This window comes from Bradyrhizobium genosp. A (assembly GCF_049949275.1).
In the GTDB taxonomy this organism is placed as follows: domain Bacteria; phylum Pseudomonadota; class Alphaproteobacteria; order Rhizobiales; family Xanthobacteraceae; genus Bradyrhizobium.
In genome coordinates, this window is sequence record NZ_CP188196.1 from 7408767 (window position 1) to 7426330 (window position 17564).

General features: G+C 59.4%; 14 protein-coding genes. 2 read left to right on the forward strand and 12 right to left on the reverse strand.

What is annotated here, in order from left to right:
* Positions 1–1036 precede the first annotated feature (1036 nt).
* Together ACP2YP_RS34620 and ACP2YP_RS34625 are read right to left on the reverse strand one after the other, a co-directional pair.
* Positions 1037–1663: a LysE family translocator gene (locus tag ACP2YP_RS34620; RefSeq protein ID WP_426426377.1), complete on the reverse strand. Its 627-nt coding sequence runs from the start codon at positions 1661–1663 to the stop codon at positions 1037–1039.
* Between the two features lie 29 nt (positions 1664–1692).
* Entirely contained in the window at positions 1693–2319 is a 627-nt protein-coding gene (locus ACP2YP_RS34625) for an FMN-binding negative transcriptional regulator (RefSeq protein ID WP_426420769.1), read from the reverse strand.
* 102 nt (positions 2320–2421) lie between these two features.
* On the opposite strand from ACP2YP_RS34625, the gene ACP2YP_RS34630 reads away from it, so the two are divergent.
* Positions 2422–3888, forward strand: a complete 1467-nt coding sequence (locus ACP2YP_RS34630; RefSeq protein WP_426420771.1) for a PLP-dependent aminotransferase family protein — start codon at positions 2422–2424, stop codon at positions 3886–3888.
* 1700 nt (positions 3889–5588) lie between these two features.
* On the opposite strand, the gene ACP2YP_RS34635 is transcribed toward ACP2YP_RS34630, so the two are convergent.
* The 9 genes from ACP2YP_RS34635 to bioB all read right to left on the reverse strand — a co-directional run bounded on the left by ACP2YP_RS34635 (position 5589) and on the right by bioB (position 15645).
* Positions 5589–7511, reverse strand: coding sequence for a methyl-accepting chemotaxis protein (locus ACP2YP_RS34635; RefSeq protein WP_426420773.1), 1923 nt, complete (start codon positions 7509–7511; stop codon positions 5589–5591).
* 284 nt (positions 7512–7795) lie between these two features.
* Positions 7796–8188: a hypothetical protein gene (locus tag ACP2YP_RS34640; protein WP_426420775.1), complete on the reverse strand. Its 393-nt coding sequence runs from the start codon at positions 8186–8188 to the stop codon at positions 7796–7798.
* 227 nt (positions 8189–8415) lie between these two features.
* Entirely contained in the window at positions 8416–9255 is an 840-nt protein-coding gene (panC, locus tag ACP2YP_RS34645; protein WP_426426378.1) for a pantoate--beta-alanine ligase, read from the reverse strand.
* Positions 9256–9274: 19 nt separating this feature from the next.
* Entirely contained in the window at positions 9275–10138 is an 864-nt protein-coding gene (gene panB / locus ACP2YP_RS34650; RefSeq protein WP_426420777.1) for a 3-methyl-2-oxobutanoate hydroxymethyltransferase, read from the reverse strand.
* A gap of 397 nt (positions 10139–10535) precedes the next feature.
* Entirely contained in the window at positions 10536–11801 is a 1266-nt protein-coding gene (locus tag ACP2YP_RS34655; protein WP_426420779.1) for an adenosylmethionine--8-amino-7-oxononanoate transaminase, read from the reverse strand.
* A gap of 588 nt (positions 11802–12389) precedes the next feature.
* Positions 12390–13022, reverse strand: coding sequence for a dethiobiotin synthase (bioD, locus tag ACP2YP_RS34660; RefSeq protein ID WP_426420781.1), 633 nt, complete (start codon positions 13020–13022; stop codon positions 12390–12392).
* Positions 13019–14173 carry an 8-amino-7-oxononanoate synthase gene (locus tag ACP2YP_RS34665; protein WP_426420783.1) on the reverse strand — a complete coding sequence of 385 codons (1155 nt, stop codon included), beginning with the start codon at positions 14171–14173 and terminating at the stop codon, positions 13019–13021. The genes bioD and ACP2YP_RS34665 overlap by 4 nt, the downstream gene beginning before the upstream one ends.
* 77 nt (positions 14174–14250) lie before the next feature.
* Entirely contained in the window at positions 14251–14604 is a 354-nt protein-coding gene (gene panD / locus ACP2YP_RS34670) for an aspartate 1-decarboxylase (RefSeq protein WP_426420785.1), read from the reverse strand.
* Positions 14605–14607: 3 nt separating this feature from the next.
* Positions 14608–15645 carry a biotin synthase BioB gene (gene bioB, locus ACP2YP_RS34675; protein ID WP_426420787.1) on the reverse strand — a complete coding sequence of 346 codons (1038 nt, stop codon included), beginning with the start codon at positions 15643–15645 and terminating at the stop codon, positions 14608–14610.
* Positions 15646–15766: 121 nt separating this feature from the next.
* Here bioB and ACP2YP_RS34680 point away from each other — a divergent pair, with 121 nt between their 5' ends.
* Entirely contained in the window at positions 15767–16402 is a 636-nt protein-coding gene (locus ACP2YP_RS34680) for a GntR family transcriptional regulator (RefSeq protein ID WP_426420789.1), read from the forward strand.
* Positions 16403–16553: 151 nt separating this feature from the next.
* On the opposite strand, the gene ACP2YP_RS34685 is transcribed toward ACP2YP_RS34680, so the two are convergent.
* On the reverse strand, positions 16554–16988 hold the full coding sequence (locus ACP2YP_RS34685) for a nuclear transport factor 2 family protein (RefSeq protein ID WP_426420791.1): 435 nt from the start codon (positions 16986–16988) through the stop codon (positions 16554–16556).
* Between the last annotated feature and the right edge of the window lie 576 nt (positions 16989–17564).

Below are 17564 nucleotides of genomic sequence, written 5' to 3' on the forward strand. Positions count from 1 at the left end.
TCTCCGGCATTACCTTTCCCCACACAGGCTCGTGTATCCGGTTCAGACGGCGTTGTCGAAAAACGGGCGGCCCGCCAGCCCGGCTCGCCGCATCACGCCACGTGGGATAGGTACGCCCTGGCCTTTGCTGCTCCAGCGCGACAAGGTTCTGAGCAGTTCTTGGGAAACGACTCTGCTGCCGAATAAGCGTCCGCGTGATGTCGCCCTTACCCAAACGAGCTGCTTGCATTCGACGTTACTCGGCCCGTTCGGATAATTTACGCAGAAAAATGTCGCCGCAGGGAGAATTATTGATCACGTCGACCACGTGCTCTTGAACGGAGCTGCAGGCCGAACGATCTGCTGGGATTCGGTCGGTCGTTACACAACTCTCGACTTCGTTCTGGACAACGCAAACCCAGCAAAGAAATCGCATTCCAAGCTTCAGTGTCACCTCCGCTAAACATGTTTCCTGTATGTGTCGGGTGCGACGGCGACCAAGCCGACTGCGCCAGTCACTAGACGACACGGGACTATCGAACGGTGGGCTTCGACGGATCTTATCAGGAACACTGGCTGATAGCCGAAGCCAACGCGCACAGATTTTATCCGTTGGATTAGCCCCATGACAGCTGCGAATTCAGATGCTCACTTGCGTGCCGTGTTGAGACGTGTCCTGGACGATGCTGTCCAAATGATGCCGGAACCGGCGCGGACGTCTTCCTTAAAAGCATGCCTTGCCGAAAAGATTTTAAATCTAGCCGCGGGCGGCGAAACAAATCCAAAAACTCTAACGCGGCTTGCCGTTCAGTTGATTCATGACTCATGTCCGAGCTGTTCGGGATGTGAAGGTTGGCGACCGGCCGTTACGGCGACGGAGCGAACCGATCACCCACATGCCGCACATCCACTCTCGTCAGACTAGCACGACCCGAGGCGAACGACGTATGCACGCTGTGGTCTTGATAGATGGGGTCGTCTTTCCAGAGCAGGAAGCCGAAAGACTACGCTGCAACGTCGGAGACAGGCCGTAGCTGGCAGAATGGATGCCCAGTGATCAACCAGCCCGCCGCGCAATAAGGAGTGAAGCTCCCAGCGTGCACATAGCGGCACCAGATACCTGTCGCATTTTGGCGAAGGTCGATGGTCGCTTGGCCAGGCCTGCTCTTGCCTTGGCGGCCCAATGGGTCACGACCACATCGGCAGCAGTGTTGAACGCAACCGAAATGGTCCCAAGAATGACGAACTGCCGGGCGACCTCGGCGGCTGGGTCGATAAATTGCGGGATGAAGGCGAGAAAAAATGTCGCCGTCTTCGGATTCAGCGCCTCGACAATAATGCCTTGCCGAAATGCCCGTCCGACACCGACTATCTTCACCCCGGTCGGGTCGACGATATCGGCTTCGTTCCATGTCTTGAAGCCAAGCCAGATCAGATAGAAGGCTCCGGCGAACTTGAGCATAGTGAAGGCTTCCGCACTCGCCATCACGAGCCCAGAGATCCCGATCGCCCCGGCAATAACATGCACAAGACCGCCAACACCGGTACCAAAGCTCGATGCCAGACCATGCGGACGGCCGCCTGCGAACGTTCGTGCCGCAACGTAGAAAATCCCGGGTCCTGGTGTGACCGCCACCAGGAGCGCAGCTCCCAAGAACAGCAGGAACGCCTGAAAATCGACCATCATTCACCTCATCCCGGCAGGGTCCAGCGTCATCCTCTGGGTATCAGAGCGGCTACAATATGGTCTTCAGGGCGATCGCTCCTCGATAATCCATCGATGACGCCGGCGCGATCGGCTGCGTTGCGGTTTTGATTCATCTTCCGCTTGGCGTCGCACCTTGTGATCGGCATGCGTAGGCCGACGATCGCCTTGAGTTGCGCTTGGATGAAATCGGCCGGAGCGTCCGCGACTGCCCAGCGGTCCTTTTGCGATTGCTCGTGCAGGTCCGTCAGTCGTCTCACGAGATCGAGTAGCCGGTCCGCATCGTCGAAAAACTCGATCGCGCCGTAGGCATGTACCGCAACGTAGTTCCACGTCGGCACGACTTTGTGCGTCTCCTGCTTCGTCACGTACCAGGACGGAGTGACATAGGCTTCTGGCCCCGCAAAGATGGCCATCGCCGCGCAGGAAGGCTGCAGCTTCCACTGTGAATTAGACCTTGCCACGTGCGCGTAAAGCGTGCCATTCGGACCCTCCGTCTCGTCGAGAAGCATCGGAACTAGCGTTCCGATCAGCCCCTCTTCGGTTGCAGTGATAAGGGTCGCCGAGCGGGCCTCACGCATGGTCCGATGAATCTCGGCGATGTCCTCGACGCGAAAGGCTGGCGGCACATACATTGCTAGAGCTCCTCCGCATCCGAACACGTCGATCGGATCTTGATGCCTGATGATCTAGGCCGCACACGGGCCGCTTTGAAGGGCCAGTTTGGAGCGATATTGGTGGGCCAGTCCGAGACAGGAAAGCGGTGCCGTAAGCCAAATGGTGCGCGGCAAATTTATGAAGCATTGAAGGCACAGATCGAGGATGGCGTCTACAGACCGCGCGACCAGCTTCCTTCGACCCGCGCCCTCGCGGCCGAATTTGGAGCCTCTCGAACCACGATTACGGCGGCCTACGAGCAGCTTCTCGCGGAAGGCTTCATCGAGACGCGGCAGGGTCGCCGGGCCTGCGTTGCGCCTGCGCTTCGATCAGGGAGCCTGTCGCAGGCAAGCGGCAAGCAGGCGCCAAGAACCGCTTGTCTGTCGGCGTTCGGGCGACGACTCTTCGAATTGTCCGGCCCGCCGATCGCGACCGAGCCCCTGCGGATCGACTTTCGCTACGGCGATGTTGCAACTGCCGATTTCCCGAACCTGGCCTGGCGGCGCGCTCTGACGAAAGTCCTGACGACGTCGGGTGCGCGCAGTCTGCGCTATCAGGACCCGCAGGGATCAATGGAGTTGCGAACAGCGCTGCAGGCTTATCTGTGGCGTGCGCGCAGCCTGCGCTGCGGCGTCGACCAGATCATTATCGTCAACGGATCACAGCAGGGTCTCGATCTGTGCTCGCGGATATTGCTCGATCCCGGCGATCGCTTCGTGATCGAGACGCCGTGCTATTGGGCCGCCCGGCATGTTTTTGAGAGTGCGGGGGCTACGCCTCAATTCGTCCCGGTCGATGAAGAAGGCTTGCAGACACAGGCCCTTAAAGATGTCGAAAAGGCTCGGCTTTGCTACGTGACGCCTTCGCATCAATTTCCGTTGGGTCACGTTCTCTCAGCACAGCGTCGTGCTCAACTGCTGGAGTGGGCCGACAAGGAGGGAGCTTATGTCATCGAGGACGACTACGACGGCGAGTACCGATACGATATTGCTCCCATTCAGCCCTTGCATGTCTTCGCTGAGGCGGCTCACGTTATCTATCTCGGAACGCTCTCAAAGACGCTCTCGCCCTTGCTGCGTCTGGGGTATGTCGTAGTTCCGCCAGAGCTCATCCACGCTTTCCGCACGGCCAAGCGCCTTACCGATCGGCACTCGCCGACGCTTGAGCAAGCGGCGCTGGCTAACTTCCTACACTCGGGCGCCTACGAGCGGCACGTGAGAAAGCTGCGGCGAAAGAACGCGCAGCGCCGCTCAGCCTTGCTTGAAGCATTCGCTGAACATTTTGGTGACGCTATCGAAGTGCAGGGTTCCGAGGCCGGGCTCCATGTGGTGGCCTGGTTCAAGAAACTCGATGCGGCGCAGGAGGACGCAATCGCACGAAACGCCCGGCACAGAGGCGTCGGCATTTATCCTGTTTCCGGACTGTACGAGAATGGGCGGGGAAGCGCGAAACGGCGAGCTGGGTTTGTTTTCGGCTACGCTGCACTTGAAGCAAGAGAGATCCGGCACGGTGTTGCAAGCCTCGCCAGTGCACTGAGAGCACGATAGCACTTCCGCATCAGGCCCATGCCGCTCCAAACGTTCCCTGTCACGCGAGGACAACTGGGGGCGCAGCGCGGGTTATGGTCGCGGATTGTTATACTGCGTTCTCATCAGCCGCCGCGCGTGTCCCGCCTTGGAACGTGTATTTTGGCACAGGTTATGCTAGCTTAGCGGCTACCGGGATTTTGCATCGTCCACCCGGGGCTGGAGACGCCGCTCGCACTCATTTCAAGCGAGCGGCGTCGTTGTTTCCTGAGGGCTCAACTGCCCGAAGCAGCCCGGGGAAAGCCCCCTCTTCTGGTCGTTGCATCAAAGCGTTGGAAAATGCTCAGCTAGGCAAATGGCTCTGTCCCACTCTGAATTGCGAGTGTCCTAATTGAGGACGCCGTCTGCCCTATGCGACTGGCGATTATCGCGGACCGATGGGGATTGCGCCGCGGCCAACGGACCGCGTCAACAAACACGCAGCGAATATTGATCTGATCATTTTCCCTCCGCCGGATACATTCAACGAACTTGTTGTCTCGTTATAACCTTGGCCATTCGCAGCTGACCTGCCGAGGTTCATCGACAGATTCGCATCGAAAGACGTCCGATCGCGCCGCCGCATGCGCAAAGGCACGAAACCAAAGCGGGCGCACTGGCTTTAGATCAAGACCAAGGCAAGGAGGCTCGAGCAGAGCAGCGCAACGCCGGCCGCGGTCAGTGCCAGGAGGCTACCCGAGACGAAGTCGTGATTGGGCATACATCGCTTTCAGTTGCGGCGAAGACCATGAGCCCCATTGCTGCCTTCGCGGTTTGATCGACGAACGCATAAATGATTATTCGAATCACGTGCACTATTCCTGCTGTTGTCAGCAAGACATGACTTTTTCCAGCGCGCTCAGTTGACCGCGCGCCGTTTTGCAACGAACAGGGCGTTGAGGATCTAGAAGGACGAGCCTAATCCGGGCTGTCTCTGCGGCCCAACATGCTCGTCTGATTTAGAGGTCGCCGTCTTTGCACGCCGATTCTCAAACGCTCCGGAGTGCGAGGTGTTTCATAAATCCGATACTGCTACCGGAGTAAGCTTTTTGCCATGCGTGGACTCATCATTCTCCTTGTGACCTTTGCAATTGCGCTGGCGGTCCATGGCCGACACCAGGATGGTTTCGTGCCGGGACCGACCGCGCCCATGCCACCCGTCAACGTGCCCTAGCGAGCGAAATGGCGCGGGGCGCAGATTGCGTTGCCAGCATGCTTGAGATCTGCGGCTGCTGTCTTTCCGAGTCCGGGCACGAGTGCCTTTGGGCCAACTCAGCAACGTACTGTATGACTGAGTGTAGATTGGTTAAGTGACGATGACAGAGCGGGAATTATCGCGATTGGAGAAGCAAGTTGCGGATGCTCTCCGTCGTGCACGACGACTGCCCGTTGGTACGAGCCGAAACGATCTTCGTCAGCTCGCAAGGGCGCTTCTTTGGCTGCATCGAAACGGTATGGAAGCTCTGGAGCAGGAGCGATCAAACGTGGAGCATGGACGGCGATGAGAGGAGCTAGGGTCATCTCACGTGCAGGCGGTTGCTCGAAGGACAGGACGTGCGAGGGCTTTGATCGCGCACGTGAAGACGCTTTCGCCCGCACCCTCGCCTTAAGGCAAACTGGAGCAATCTTCGAAAACGCATCGATGTTCCGGCTCCGGCGGCTCGTGACGTTGAGGTGCCGGCTTAAGCCGCCTGGACCCTCCCGATGAAGCTGCCGAGCTCGCGCCTCAGCCGCGCGCTTTCCCCAGACAACAGTTCGGCAGACATCAGCACCTGCATCGACGCCCCTCCTGTCTCCTTTGCGCCGTTGGTCACTTCAATGGCGCTCGCCGCCACCTGGCTGGTTCTGGCCGCCGCTTCCTGCAGATTGGACGCGATGTTCTTGCTCGTTGCCCCCTGTTCTGCAATGGAGTTGACCACCGTCACGGCGATCTCCGAGATGCGGCCGATAATGACGCCGATGTCGGCAATCGCGCTGACCGAGTCAGTCGTCGCCGTCTGAATGCCGTGAATGTGCTCCGTGATCTCGACGGTTGCGTGCGCCGTTTGTGTTGCGAGAGACTTCACTTCATCAGCGACAACCGCGAAACCTTTGCCGAGATCGCCGGCGCGCGCCGCTTCAATTGTCGCGTTCAGCGCGAGCAAATTGGTCTGCCGCGCAATCGTGGCGATCAGCTGGACCACGCTGCCGATCCGCTCCGCCGCAGCCGCCAGACCGACCATGCGCTGGTCGCTGAGTTCGGCCCAGCGAACCGCTTCGCGCGCGATATCGGCGGCCTCTTCGACCTGCCGGCCGATGTTGGCGATCGTTGCCGCCATTTTGTCCGTCGCTGTCGCGACAAGCTGAACATTGCCAGACGCTTGCTCCGATGAGCTCGCGACCTCGACCGAGAGCTGCCGGCTGTGATCAGCCGTGCAGGTAAGGCTGCGGGCGGAGGCTTCAAGGTTTGAGGAGGCAGACGAGACCGTATCGATAACCTTACCCACAGCGGTTTCGAATTCGCCGGCGAGCCGAGCGATATCGGCCTTCCGCTGCTCGGCGGCGGTACGATCCTGTTCGGCCTTTGCATCGATTTCGGCTTGCGCCCTCTCGCGCGCTTTCAGCTTGAACAGTTCGACCGCTTCGGCCATCTCGCCAAGTTCATCCTTACGGCCAAGACCTGGCAGAACGACGTCGAACCGACCGTCGCCGAGCTGGCGCATGGCCGCCGTCATCGAAGCGACCGTCTTTGCGACGCGCCGGCCGAACAGCAACGCGAGCAGGCCAACGAGCAACGTTGCAAATCCGATCAGCCAAATCAGCTTCCGCTGAATTTGTTCTGCTTGCATTTCGGCAGCCCGCGAGCGCATGTCAGCGGCGGCCATGATTTTTTCAAGCGCCGGGCTGATGCGGTCGTAAATTTGTCCGAGATCGTCGGCCTGATCGCTCAGCGCCTGCTGTGTCACCATAAAGGACAAAAAGCTCGACCTATATGCGCGGATCAGTTCGAGGAGCTGGGATTTCATCTCCGCGGGCAGGCTCGCCTGAGCAAGCGCGGTCTCGAACTCCGCCTCCCGGTCGGCCAGTTGATCGCCATATTTGTCTTCGCCACGGAGAATGAAGTCTTTCTCGTGCCGACGCATCGTCAGCATCAAGATCGTGAGTCGTGGCTGGTTCAGCTCGGCGGCTAGACGTTCCTCGATAGCGTGCACGGCCTTGCGCAGCTTGCCCTGAAATCCATCATCTTCATTGAAGCCGAGGTTGCGCTGCGCTGAGACGACGTTTTGAAAGCGCGTCGCGTAGAGACTGATCACAGATCGCAACGCGGTCGCTTCCTTCCGTGGGTCGTCGTCGGGCAGAGCCGACACAAATGCTTCGACCCGGCTCAGGTCTGCGAACTGCTCCTCATGGCTCTTCGCATACTTCGTGATCGACATTTCGCTGGGCTTGCGCAGGAAGTCGCTCGTGATTTGTCGCGACTCCAGGAAGCTTTGTGACAACGATGCGACATGAGCTTTGAACTTGCTGCTGTCGTTCGCCTCGCTCTGGACCAGGCTCGCGTAGTTCAGGGCGGCGGCGCAGAGTGCACCTGTGACAACAACTCCCGAAATCCGGAGCAGTGCCATTTGGCCGCGCAATCCAATGCGGAAGCCCCGCCAACTCCTCAACTGCCCGATAAGTCTGCTCGCTACTCCGGTCATTGTACCCCGTGATAAGTTTTATTCGCCCGGTAGGGTGCTGGTTGCCCCTGATCCGACGAGCGATTATTCAGTATCGAGCAAACTGGAGCTGGCCTGCTCTGCTCGTCGATGAGTGGCTTGCTAATTTAGATTGATTTCGGAATTCTGAATTCGCGTTTATAGGCACACACTTTTCTTCCAGGAGCACAGGCGCGACGCAGCCGGTTGCGTTACAACTCTCTGCATGATCGGTTTGCGTCGGAGAACATGAAGACGCAGGGGTTTGGCCCAGTGGACAGCTCACCAGGATGTTCAGAGAACGACAACTTGCTATCGTTCACGCCTGCCGCCACATGGTCGGCGACTTCGGGAAACGCTTCGCGGCCGATTTGTTTGAGGTCGTCGAGGCTCGTCTCACCTCTCCGGGCGATTTGGGCCGCGCCGCGTTCAAGCCGGACTGGCTGCTCCGCCGCGATAGACCAGCGCTCGGATCGCACGACTTCACCCCCGAGCCGCATCAAGTTGTACTGCAGCCAAATCATTTGCTGCTTCTCGCGCTTGCTGCGCTGAAACAATGTCTCGGCATACGCGCCCATGCGGAACCGGTAGAAATGGCTTGCCATGTCCTGCTCCTATGCCGCGTCACCGGAATTGAGAGGGATTTGACCGAGTCATTGTTGTCGGCCCGCCAAACGTCGACTCGCATAACGGGGTTGCGCCTACCCTGCATGGTAAGGGCATCTGGCTGCTGATTAATGCCATTTATCTCGGCGCGGCGCTTAAATTCCGCGTTCGCGCGAATTTACCGACGGATTTCACCGCACCTGTTTTGCTGGTGCTAGGAAGTCGGTCACGCCAGTATCACATTGTCGATCAGCCGCGTCGAGCCTACATAGGCGGCGGCGCACAGTGCCGCCGGGCGGCGTAGCGGACTTTCGGCGGCCTTGAGCGTGTCATGGTCGACAAGCTCAAGGTATTGCAGCCGATCGACCTCGTTCAAATGCCCTTTTGCGATTGCAAGCAGCTTTTCGACGTCGCGTTCTCCTGAGCGACACTTGTCCGCCGCGGCGAACAGTCCGCGGCTGATGGCACGGGCCCGCCGACGTTCTTCCTCGCTGAGATAGCGGTTGCGACTGCTCATCGCGAGCCCATCCGCTTCCCGGACCGTCGGCACGGTAACGATCTCGATCGGAAGATCGAGATCAAGTGCCATGTGACGCACGACCGCGCATTGCTGAAAATCTTTCTGTCCGAAAAACGCGACGTCCGGCTGCACCATGTTGAACAGTTTGCAGACGACCGTCGCGACACCCCGAAAGTGCCCCGGCCTGAACGCTCCGCAGAGTGGTTTTGCCAGGTCGCCCGGCTCGACGAAGGTCTCAAATTGAGCCGGATAGACTTCGCTGGCAGCCGGCGCAAAGACGATGGCAACATTGGCATCGCGGCATAGCCTCTCATCGCGCGTGAAGTCACGTGGATAGGTGCTGAGATCCTCGTTCGGTCCGAATTGAGTGGGATTCACGAAGATGCTGAGAACGGTGACGTCAGATTGCGCCCGGCTTGCCTCGACCAGCGCCAGATGGCCGTCGTGCAGATAGCCCATGGTCGGCACGAATCCGACGCGTTTACCGGCCCTGCGGGCGTTTGAAAGAGCGCGACGAAGTTCGGCGACTGTCGTGAGTGTCTGCATTGCTTTGCTGTACCTCAGGTTAGGTGGGAGCCCAGTTTGCGATCGTTTCGCCAACACCTTGGGGAAGCCCGTAGGACTCCTGCGATCCCGGGAACGCACCGCTGCGGACATCTGCGGCCCAGCGCGACAGCGCCTTCTGCAACAGCTGAAAACCCTCTGCATAGGCGCGAACGAATTTAGGCCGATGACCTTCAGTCAATCCGAGCACATCATGGAATACGAGCACCTGGCCCGAGCAACTGGGACCCGCGCCAATTCCAATGGTCGGTATCGTCAGGAATTCCGTCGCGCGCGCGGCGAGCTCCGCCGGGACGCCCTCCAGGACCAGAGCGAAGCATCCGGCCTCTTGCAGACGGTGGGCGTCGTCGAGCAGGCGCAGAGCGTCGTCGGCCTTCCGGCCCTGCACCTTGAAACCACCCATGACATTGACGCTCTGCGGAGTGAGGCCCAGATGCCCCATCACAGGAATTTCGCAATCGACCAGGGCATGGACCATTTCGATGCGCTTCGCTCCGCCTTCGAGCTTAACCGCTGCCGCGCCTCGCTGCAGAAAGCCCCCGGCGTTGCGTATCGTCTCCTCAATGCTGAGGTGAAAACTGAGAAAGGGCATATCGGCAACAAGCAAGGCACGAGCTCTCGTGCGCGCAACAGCATCCAGGTGATGGTTCATCATGGCCATACTGACCGGCAGCGTGTTGTCAAATCCGAGGCAGACGTTGCCAACACTGTCCCCGATGAGGATGACATCGACGATGGGATCGGCGATGCGCGCCGTAACCGCGTCGTAAGCGGTGGTCATGACGATACGGCGCCCCTCCTCCTTGCATCGCTGCAGAACTGGAATCGTGACACGTTCAACAGGCTGCTCTGGAATGTGGCTCATCTAATATCCCGATCGCTCCACTGCCCGCATCCCCGGACTCGAGGCTTCCTACGGAAGGTGAGAGAAGACTGTCAATGGTGGAGGCGAAACAGAGAGGCACGTTTCCAAAGCCAGCGGCGGGCAGATAGAAACGTCTAATGATTGCGCAATCATCAGAAGCGGAGGCTTTCCAACCACCACATTTCTGCGGAGCGACTTTGCATCGCGCCGGCCACCACCGCGACAGCGCGGTACCGCTCTTCCCACATTTGGCGAGTTTGCGCCGGGCCCGGCATCGGGCATATCTGCGACAGCGCCCCGGATGCTTTGCCAAAGCCACCGGCAGGTTCAGGTTCGGCCAGCATATTCATCTTGCGGCAGCAGCTGGGTTCCGTTAGCTCGCGCTCGAGCCGCACCTTCAGGCCAGCGCATCGGCAGCATCCCTGATACCGGCGTAGATCTGATCAAGATCGACCGCCGTGACGCAATAAGGCGGCATCACGTAGATCGTGTTGCCAAGTGGTCGCAGCAGGAGATTTCGGCCTTCGAAGAAGGCCTGAAGCTTCGGACCGATGTTTGCTAGATACCCCGGATCGCTCGTTTTCAGATCGAGCGCTGTGATGGTGCCGGTCCGACGGACGTTTGCAAAGCGCGGGTCCGCGCGGAATGGCTCGATTGCATGCTCTTGCATCGTGGCGACGGACGCGACGCGCCGGCGAGATTCCTGATCTTGCCACAGATCCAGATTCGCTTTTGCGGCGGCGCAGGCCACCGGATTCGCTGTATATGAACTCGAATGAAAGAACGTACGCGTACGATCTTTTGAGTAATGCGCATCGAATATATCCGCGCGGCAGAGCGTCACTGCCAGTGGGAGCGCCCCTCCGGTGAGGCCTTTCGAATAGCAGGCGATATCGGGCGTGACATTGGCCTGCTCGCAGGCGAATAGTGTTCCGGTACGGCCCCAGCCCGTCATGACCTCGTCGGCAACGAACAGGACGTCAGAGGCCTCGCAGATCCGCTTCATTTCCCTTAGCACCCAAGCGGGGTACATCAGCATCCCGCCTGCCCCTAAAATCAACGGCTCCACAATAAAGGCTGCGGGACTTTCGTTTCGGCATGCGGACTCGAGCGCATCGAGGGTCGCCTGCTCACGGCCCACCGCAGGGAACGGAATTGCGGTAACATCGAACAGCAAGGGCCCGTATGCGTCATTGAACACGCCCCGGGCTCCCACCGACATCGCCCCAATTGTATCGCCGTGATAGGAATGTTGCATCACGACAATGCGTGTCCGCGGCTCGCCGATATTGTTCCAATAGCCGATCGCCATTTTCAAGGCGACTTCCACGCTCGTGGAGCCGCTGTCGGAGAAGAAGACATGGTCGAGCCCACGGGGTGCGAGCTTCAAGAGTAGCGCCGCAACCTCCTCAGCCGGATCGTGGGTATAGCCGGCAAAGATGATCTGGTTGAGCTTGCCCGCCTGTTCCTGAATCGCACTGACAATGTACGGTTGGCAATGACCGTGGGTCACGACCCACCAGGATGAGATAGCATCGATGATACTGCGATCATCCGCGGTGTAGAGATAAGTACCGTCGCCACGCAGAACCTTTGTCATCTCGCCCTGAAGCGCGTGTTGCGTGAACGGATGCCAGATCGCCGACCTCTTCTTTGGCGTCATGGCTTGAAATCATCAGCACGGAATGAGGCCTCGAACGCGGGCCTTGGTGCGTTTGCAATGAGAGGAGACAGCCCGGGCACTCGCCCTCGCCAACGCACACCCGATCGCTCTCGCAAATCGTGCTCATTCATTGCTTCCGCAATGAAGGCATTGATCTGGTCGTCGTGGCAGCGGCGCATTGTTGCTCCTCTACTTGCTTCCTACATATGCCTTGCGAAGCTAGCGCTGATAATCGACATTCATCTTGCTGCCCCGAACCCATGCTCTCTTGCATCGTCGGAAAACCGGCCTTGCCGCTGAAGTGAAGATCAAAAAGAACTCATCCAGCGTTGGCGGAATATTCTCAAGGAGAGCGCCATCCTCGCCCGTGTTCAGAACGAGGCAGTTGCCTGCGAAGCAGCCGTCAACCGACATGTATCTTGCTTCGAGCGGTGGCTTGAAGGGGACGCGACGAGGTTCACCATTTGCAGAGTCTATGACCATGAGCCGAGACTCAGACCAGCTTTCTTGAAGCCAAGCTGCCATCCAGAACTGCGTGACCCGATGCCAGATCGACGACTTCTTGGGTTGAGGTCAGGTTGATTGGCATCATGGCTTGAAATCCTCGACACGGAATGAACTCTTGAACGCGTCCTGCAGCGTCTCTGGTGTGAGAGGCGAAAGCCAAGGCAGTCGCCCCAACCAACGCACCCGACCCATCTCGCGAATTGCGCTCTGAGTTTCTGCATTTCTTTCGCCAATGAATGCTATCCCAAGAATATGGATCTGGCGCTTTCGGAGCGCCTCTATCGACAGCAGCGAGTGATTGATCGTCCCTAGTCGCGTGCTGGCGCAAAGCACGACGGGGAGCCGCCAACGCTCGAAGACGTCAATATAAAACGTGCTGCCGTTCAGTGGTACCATGAGCCCGCCAGCACCCTCGATCACGAGCGGTCGCTCGCCGGTCTGCGGCACATGGAGCGAATCCGCGTCGATGCGAACTCCGTCGATTTCGGCGGAATAGTGCGGAGAAGCCGGCGTCCGAAGGCGGTATACCTCCGGCACAATGCGATCGGCTGAGATACTGCCCAGCCGCGTAACGACCTCAGTATCGGTCTCTCCCTCGAGGCCGGCCTGAATCGGCTTCCAATAGTTTGCGCCGAGGAGATTCGCGAGGCCCGCGGAAAAGACCGTCTTTCCGATCCCGGTATCTGTGCCTGTCACGACGATCTGCTGGCTCATCGGGCTTCACCTCTCGTCTCCTCGAACAGCGCATCGAGCATTGCAAGCACGTCATCCTCCACGACGTTGAGTGTCAGTGAGATTCGCAAACGGGCCGTGCCGGCGGGCACGGTCGGCGGCCGAATTCCGCGGATATCGAACCCGCGAGCCTGCAGTCTCGATGCGAGCTGCATCGCCCGCGCGTTGTCGCCAACGATATAGGGCACGATCTGCGAGGCCGAAGGAATTTGGCCGCCGCGCACGCCGATCTCCCGATGCGTGAACGCGACAAGCTTGGCCAGACGCTGCTGCCGCTCGGGTTCCTGCTGCAGGATTAACAGGGCCTCCCGCACGGCAACGGCCATCAATGGTGAGGGCGCTGTGGCGAAGATAAACGGGCGGCAGCGATTGACCATGAAGTCGCGCATGGCCGTCGAGGCAGTGACGAGCGCGCCTGCAGCGCCCAGCGCCTTGCCGCAGGTATGAACGACCAGCAGATTTCCTCGCCCCTCATAGGAGGCGGCGAGTCCTCGTCCCAGCTCCCCGTAGACGCCTGTGGCATGGGCCTCATCGACCATCAGGAACCCGTCGTGCCGGTCCGCGATAGCGACGAGGTCTTCGAGCGGCGCGAAGTCGCCATCCATGCTGTAGAGACTTTCAACCACGATCCAGACCCGGCCCATTCCGCCCTGGGCGCGCCAGTCGCGGATTGTGTTTTCGACCGACTGAGGCTCGTTATGGGCGCTTATGCGAAAGTCGGCCCGGCCAGCCCGCGCGCCTTCGTGGACGCTCGCGTGCACGAGAGCATCCAGAACGAGGAGATCGCCGCGCTGCGGCAACGTTGTCAAAACAGCAAAATTTGCGACATACCCGCCGCTGAAGAAGAGCGCCGTCTCGGCTCCAAAGAACTGTGCCGCCTCTGCTTCAAGAACTTCGTGCTCCTCGCAATTGCCGCGCAGAAGCCGCGACCCTCCCGCTCCGATCGGTGTGTCAGCGTCGAGCGCCGCCAAAACAGCCTTTTTCATGCGCGGCGCGCACGCGAGCGCGAGATAGTCGTTCGATACGAAATCCACGCCTGCGCGCGGCTTAAGGCTGCGCAACTGATCGTCTTCTTTCAGCGCATGCAAGGCCGCGGCATAGTCGACAACTTTAGTCATATGGATTGAGTTCATTCTTCGCTGTTACGATCATCGCGCAGACCTTCCATTGGCCGCCAAGGACAATGGCTCCAAGACCGATCTTTTGGTTTTCAACCTGACCGGATGCGGTTTTCTCGGTCGACCAGCACGACGCGCGGCTTGAACGATTTTGCTTCCGCCTCATCGAAGGAGGCATATGCAACAATGATGACCTTATCTCCAGGCATCGCAAGTCGCGCGGCCGCACCATTCAGCCCAATTATGCCGGACCCCCGTGGCGCCTCGATCACATAGGTGGCAAAGCGCCCTCCGGTGTCGATGTTGTAGATTTCGACGCGTTCGTTGATCAAGAGCCCCGCAGCGTCCAGCAAGGTCTGGTCAATCGAAATCGAGCCTTCATAGTGCAGATCGGCTTCAGTCACGGAGGCGCTGTGGATTTTGCCCTTCATCACCGTAATCTGCATTGGTCACCTTCGATGGAATTGGCGCGCAGCATGCGCGCTGCTGTGTTCAGTAAGTCGGGACGTGATGCCGAGCCGGGCCAGCAAATTCGTGTCGCGGTCGGCTTTCGGGTTATTGGTGGTCAACAGCACGTCGCCGATGAAGATCGAATTTGCGCCCGCTAGGAAGCACATCGCCTGCAGTTCATCGCTCATGTATTGACGTCCAGCGGACAACCGCACGACGCTCTTGGGCATCATGATGCGGGTCGTCGCGACCAGGCGCGCCAGCGCGATGGGATCGGGGCGCTCTGCGGTGTCATTCACCGGCACGCCCTTGACCTCGTTCCACAGGTTGATCGGAACGCTTTCCGGATGACAGGGTAGGTTGGCAAGCAGGACGAGCATGGCGAGGCGATCCTCGACGAGCTCACCCATGCCGATAATGCCGCCGCAGCAGACCTTGATGCCCGCCGCGCGCACATGTGCAAGCGTGTCGATCCGGTCCTGTAAGGTGCGCGTGCTGATGATCTTGCCGTAGAACTGCGCCGAGGTATCGACGTTGTGGTTATAGAAGTCGAGATCGGCCTCTGAGAGCCGCGCAGCCTGCTTCCGCGTCAGCATACCGAGCGTGACGCAGGTCTTCATGCCGAGACCCTTGACCGCACCGACCATGCCGCAGACCTGATCGAGATCGCGGTCTTTTGGACTGCGCCAGGCCGCGGCCATGCAGAAGCGGGTCGCTCCGGCGTTCTTGGCACGCTGCGCGGTCGCGACCACATCGGCGCGATTCATCAGGCGGGTGGCTTTCAGCCCGGTATCGTAATGCGCGCTCTGCGAGCAGTAGCCGCAGTCCTCCGGACAGCCGCCGGTCTTGATGCTGAGCAGGCTTGCGGTTTCGACGTGGTTTGGATTGAAGTTGGCCCGATGAACGCTCTGCGCCTGAAACATCAACTCGGCAAACGGCAGGCTATAGAGTACTTCCACCTCGGCGCGCTTCCAGTTTCTACGAAGCTGCACGCTGTTGCCTTCGTCGCTTCGCTTCACGTCCACAGCAGCAACCATAAGAGCCGCGCCCCTTTGCGATCAATCATAGATAATGCGAGTGATTATCTATGATAACGTGCCTCGACCAATGCTAGAGGATGTCCTAAGTGAGCGCATTCGTTTTTCTGGTAGATAATCTATGGCGATGGACGAGAACACGACGGTTGCCGGCCGCATCGCTGACTCGATCGGTGAGCGCATTATCAGCGGCGCGCTGCAGCCAGACGCTCCACTCCGGCAGGATCATGTCGCGCGGCAGTTCCATTCCAGCCACGTTCCGGTCCGCGAGGCCTTTCGGCAGCTGGAAGCCCAACACCTTGTCGTAGCTCGGCCCCGTCGCGGTGTGCGGGTTGCTCCTCTCGACACCAAGTCGATGAAGGAGATCGCCGAGATGCGGGCCGCGCTCGAAGTGGTCGCATTGCGCAATGCGGCTCCAAAGCTTACATCGGCTCACTTGGCACGGATCGAGCTCGCTCTCATTGAAGGAGATAATGCCGAGACAATTGAGGATTTTGAAATGGCCAACCGCGCCTTTCACCACGCGCTGGTGGCACCCTGCGCAATGCCGCGCCTGCTCGCTAGTCTCGATGGACTGCAGCTTGCAAATTCGCGGCTGGTGTTTGCAATGGCGCGAAGTGCCGGCTGGCGACCGCGGTCCAATCAGGATCACCGGCTGATTCTGCAGGCACTGCGAGCCCGCAACGTCGATCAAGCCTGCACCCTGCTCGCGCGTCACATTCAAACCATTGAGCGCCTTGCCCTTCCCGCCTCCTGACTGGAAAAGGCTTCCGGTCCGTTTACGAAGTTGTCTACGTTGACGCCGATCGCCATCATCACCCTGAAGACGCGATCGCGTCCGGCGTAAGCATCGCGCACGCGCCATCGTCGACCCCAAGACAGGGAGAGACCCGCTGGCGCCGCTCATCTCAGTTTGTCATCTTCGGGAGATGAATTTGCCGGCCGAGTGCCTGCTCGACGAGATCAAAGGTGTCGACGAGCACACGCATGCTGATGAGCCGGCCGGCCTTGAACTGAGCGAATTGCGCCGCGCGCAGCGAGATGGACTTGTCGGATTTGCGCGCCGCCAGGGAACAGCGCAGCATGGAGGCTGCGGCATCGACGTCGAGCGTTGTCCTCTCGCGGTCGAAACGGCGAATCTGGACATTGTCAGAGATCTCCCGGATGACGTCGAGCACGGCGTGCTTGCCATGCCGAGCGCCGAGAAATGGAAACATGTCGATCGGACCATAGAGCGCCCAGTCGACCTCCTCGTCGAGGAGGGCCTCGATGTCCTCAAAATGCCGGTCATTGATCGCGCGATGCAGCGTTCGCGAGAAGCGCCAGAAGCTATGCTCCGCCATTTTGGGTATTCCTGAAACCAGCTTGCAATAACGGAGCTGCTTCTTGGTATCTGTATCGACGCATCAAGCTCAGCGGTCCTCATTGCGGTGGGCAGGGGCTACCTCCGTAGCCGCGCCACGGGGGCGAGCCAAACGTCCATGTTCCCTCGCGCACAGTGTTGGACAGTTCTACGGCCATGAGCTCCCCAACCCGCAAGGCTGCAAGTGACATCGAATACCAGCAGGATGCTGCGGCAAACGACGTCATGAGTTCGAGCAGCGAGGCGTGAAGCTTCAAGGCATCCGCTTCGGCACATGACGTTTTCAGCCAGGGCATCAACAGGCTCCTGGCTTCGTAGCGAAGGTAGCAATCGTAACCACAGTACGGCCTCTGCGTCGACACGTCCCGCAGGTATCCGGTGCCGAGAACTTCCGCGCATGCGGTGCAGACCGCCCTGTTGAGCGGGGCCCTATGATTGACCAATACGAACTTCATGATGGAGATCCACGCCTTCCCTGCGGTCGGTACGCAGTTCGCGAGATTGTCGCGCGCTGTTCGACGTCAACGTTTTCGGCCCCGCAGTAAACGTGCGGCAC

What these genes read in the sequence shown, in the direction of transcription:
- ACP2YP_RS34620 (WP_426426377.1), bottom strand. Translation starts at nt 1,663, where the DNA reads ATGGTCGATTTTCAGGCGTTCCTGCTGTTCTTGGGAGCTGCGCTCCTG.
- ACP2YP_RS34625 (WP_426420769.1), bottom strand. Translation starts at nt 2,319, where the DNA reads ATGTATGTGCCGCCAGCCTTTCGCGTCGAGGACATCGCCGAGATTCAT.
- ACP2YP_RS34635 (WP_426420773.1), bottom strand. Translation starts at nt 7,511, where the DNA reads ATGGCACTGCTCCGGATTTCGGGAGTTGTTGTCACAGGTGCACTCTGC.
- ACP2YP_RS34640 (WP_426420775.1), bottom strand. Translation starts at nt 8,188, where the DNA reads ATGGCAAGCCATTTCTACCGGTTCCGCATGGGCGCGTATGCCGAGACA.
- panC (WP_426426378.1), bottom strand. Translation starts at nt 9,255, where the DNA reads ATGCAGACACTCACGACAGTCGCCGAACTTCGTCGCGCTCTTTCAAAC.
- panB (WP_426420777.1), bottom strand. Translation starts at nt 10,138, where the DNA reads ATGAGCCACATTCCAGAGCAGCCTGTTGAACGTGTCACGATTCCAGTT.
- ACP2YP_RS34655 (WP_426420779.1), bottom strand. Translation starts at nt 11,801, where the DNA reads ATGACGCCAAAGAAGAGGTCGGCGATCTGGCATCCGTTCACGCAACAC.
- bioD (WP_426420781.1), bottom strand. Translation starts at nt 13,022, where the DNA reads ATGAGCCAGCAGATCGTCGTGACAGGCACAGATACCGGGATCGGAAAG.
- ACP2YP_RS34665 (WP_426420783.1), bottom strand. Translation starts at nt 14,173, where the DNA reads ATGAACTCAATCCATATGACTAAAGTTGTCGACTATGCCGCGGCCTTG.
- panD (WP_426420785.1), bottom strand. Translation starts at nt 14,604, where the DNA reads ATGCAGATTACGGTGATGAAGGGCAAAATCCACAGCGCCTCCGTGACT.
- bioB (WP_426420787.1), bottom strand. Translation starts at nt 15,645, where the DNA reads ATGGTTGCTGCTGTGGACGTGAAGCGAAGCGACGAAGGCAACAGCGTG.
- ACP2YP_RS34680 (WP_426420789.1), top strand. Translation starts at nt 15,767, where the DNA reads ATGGCGATGGACGAGAACACGACGGTTGCCGGCCGCATCGCTGACTCG.
- ACP2YP_RS34685 (WP_426420791.1), bottom strand. Translation starts at nt 16,988, where the DNA reads ATGGCGGAGCATAGCTTCTGGCGCTTCTCGCGAACGCTGCATCGCGCG.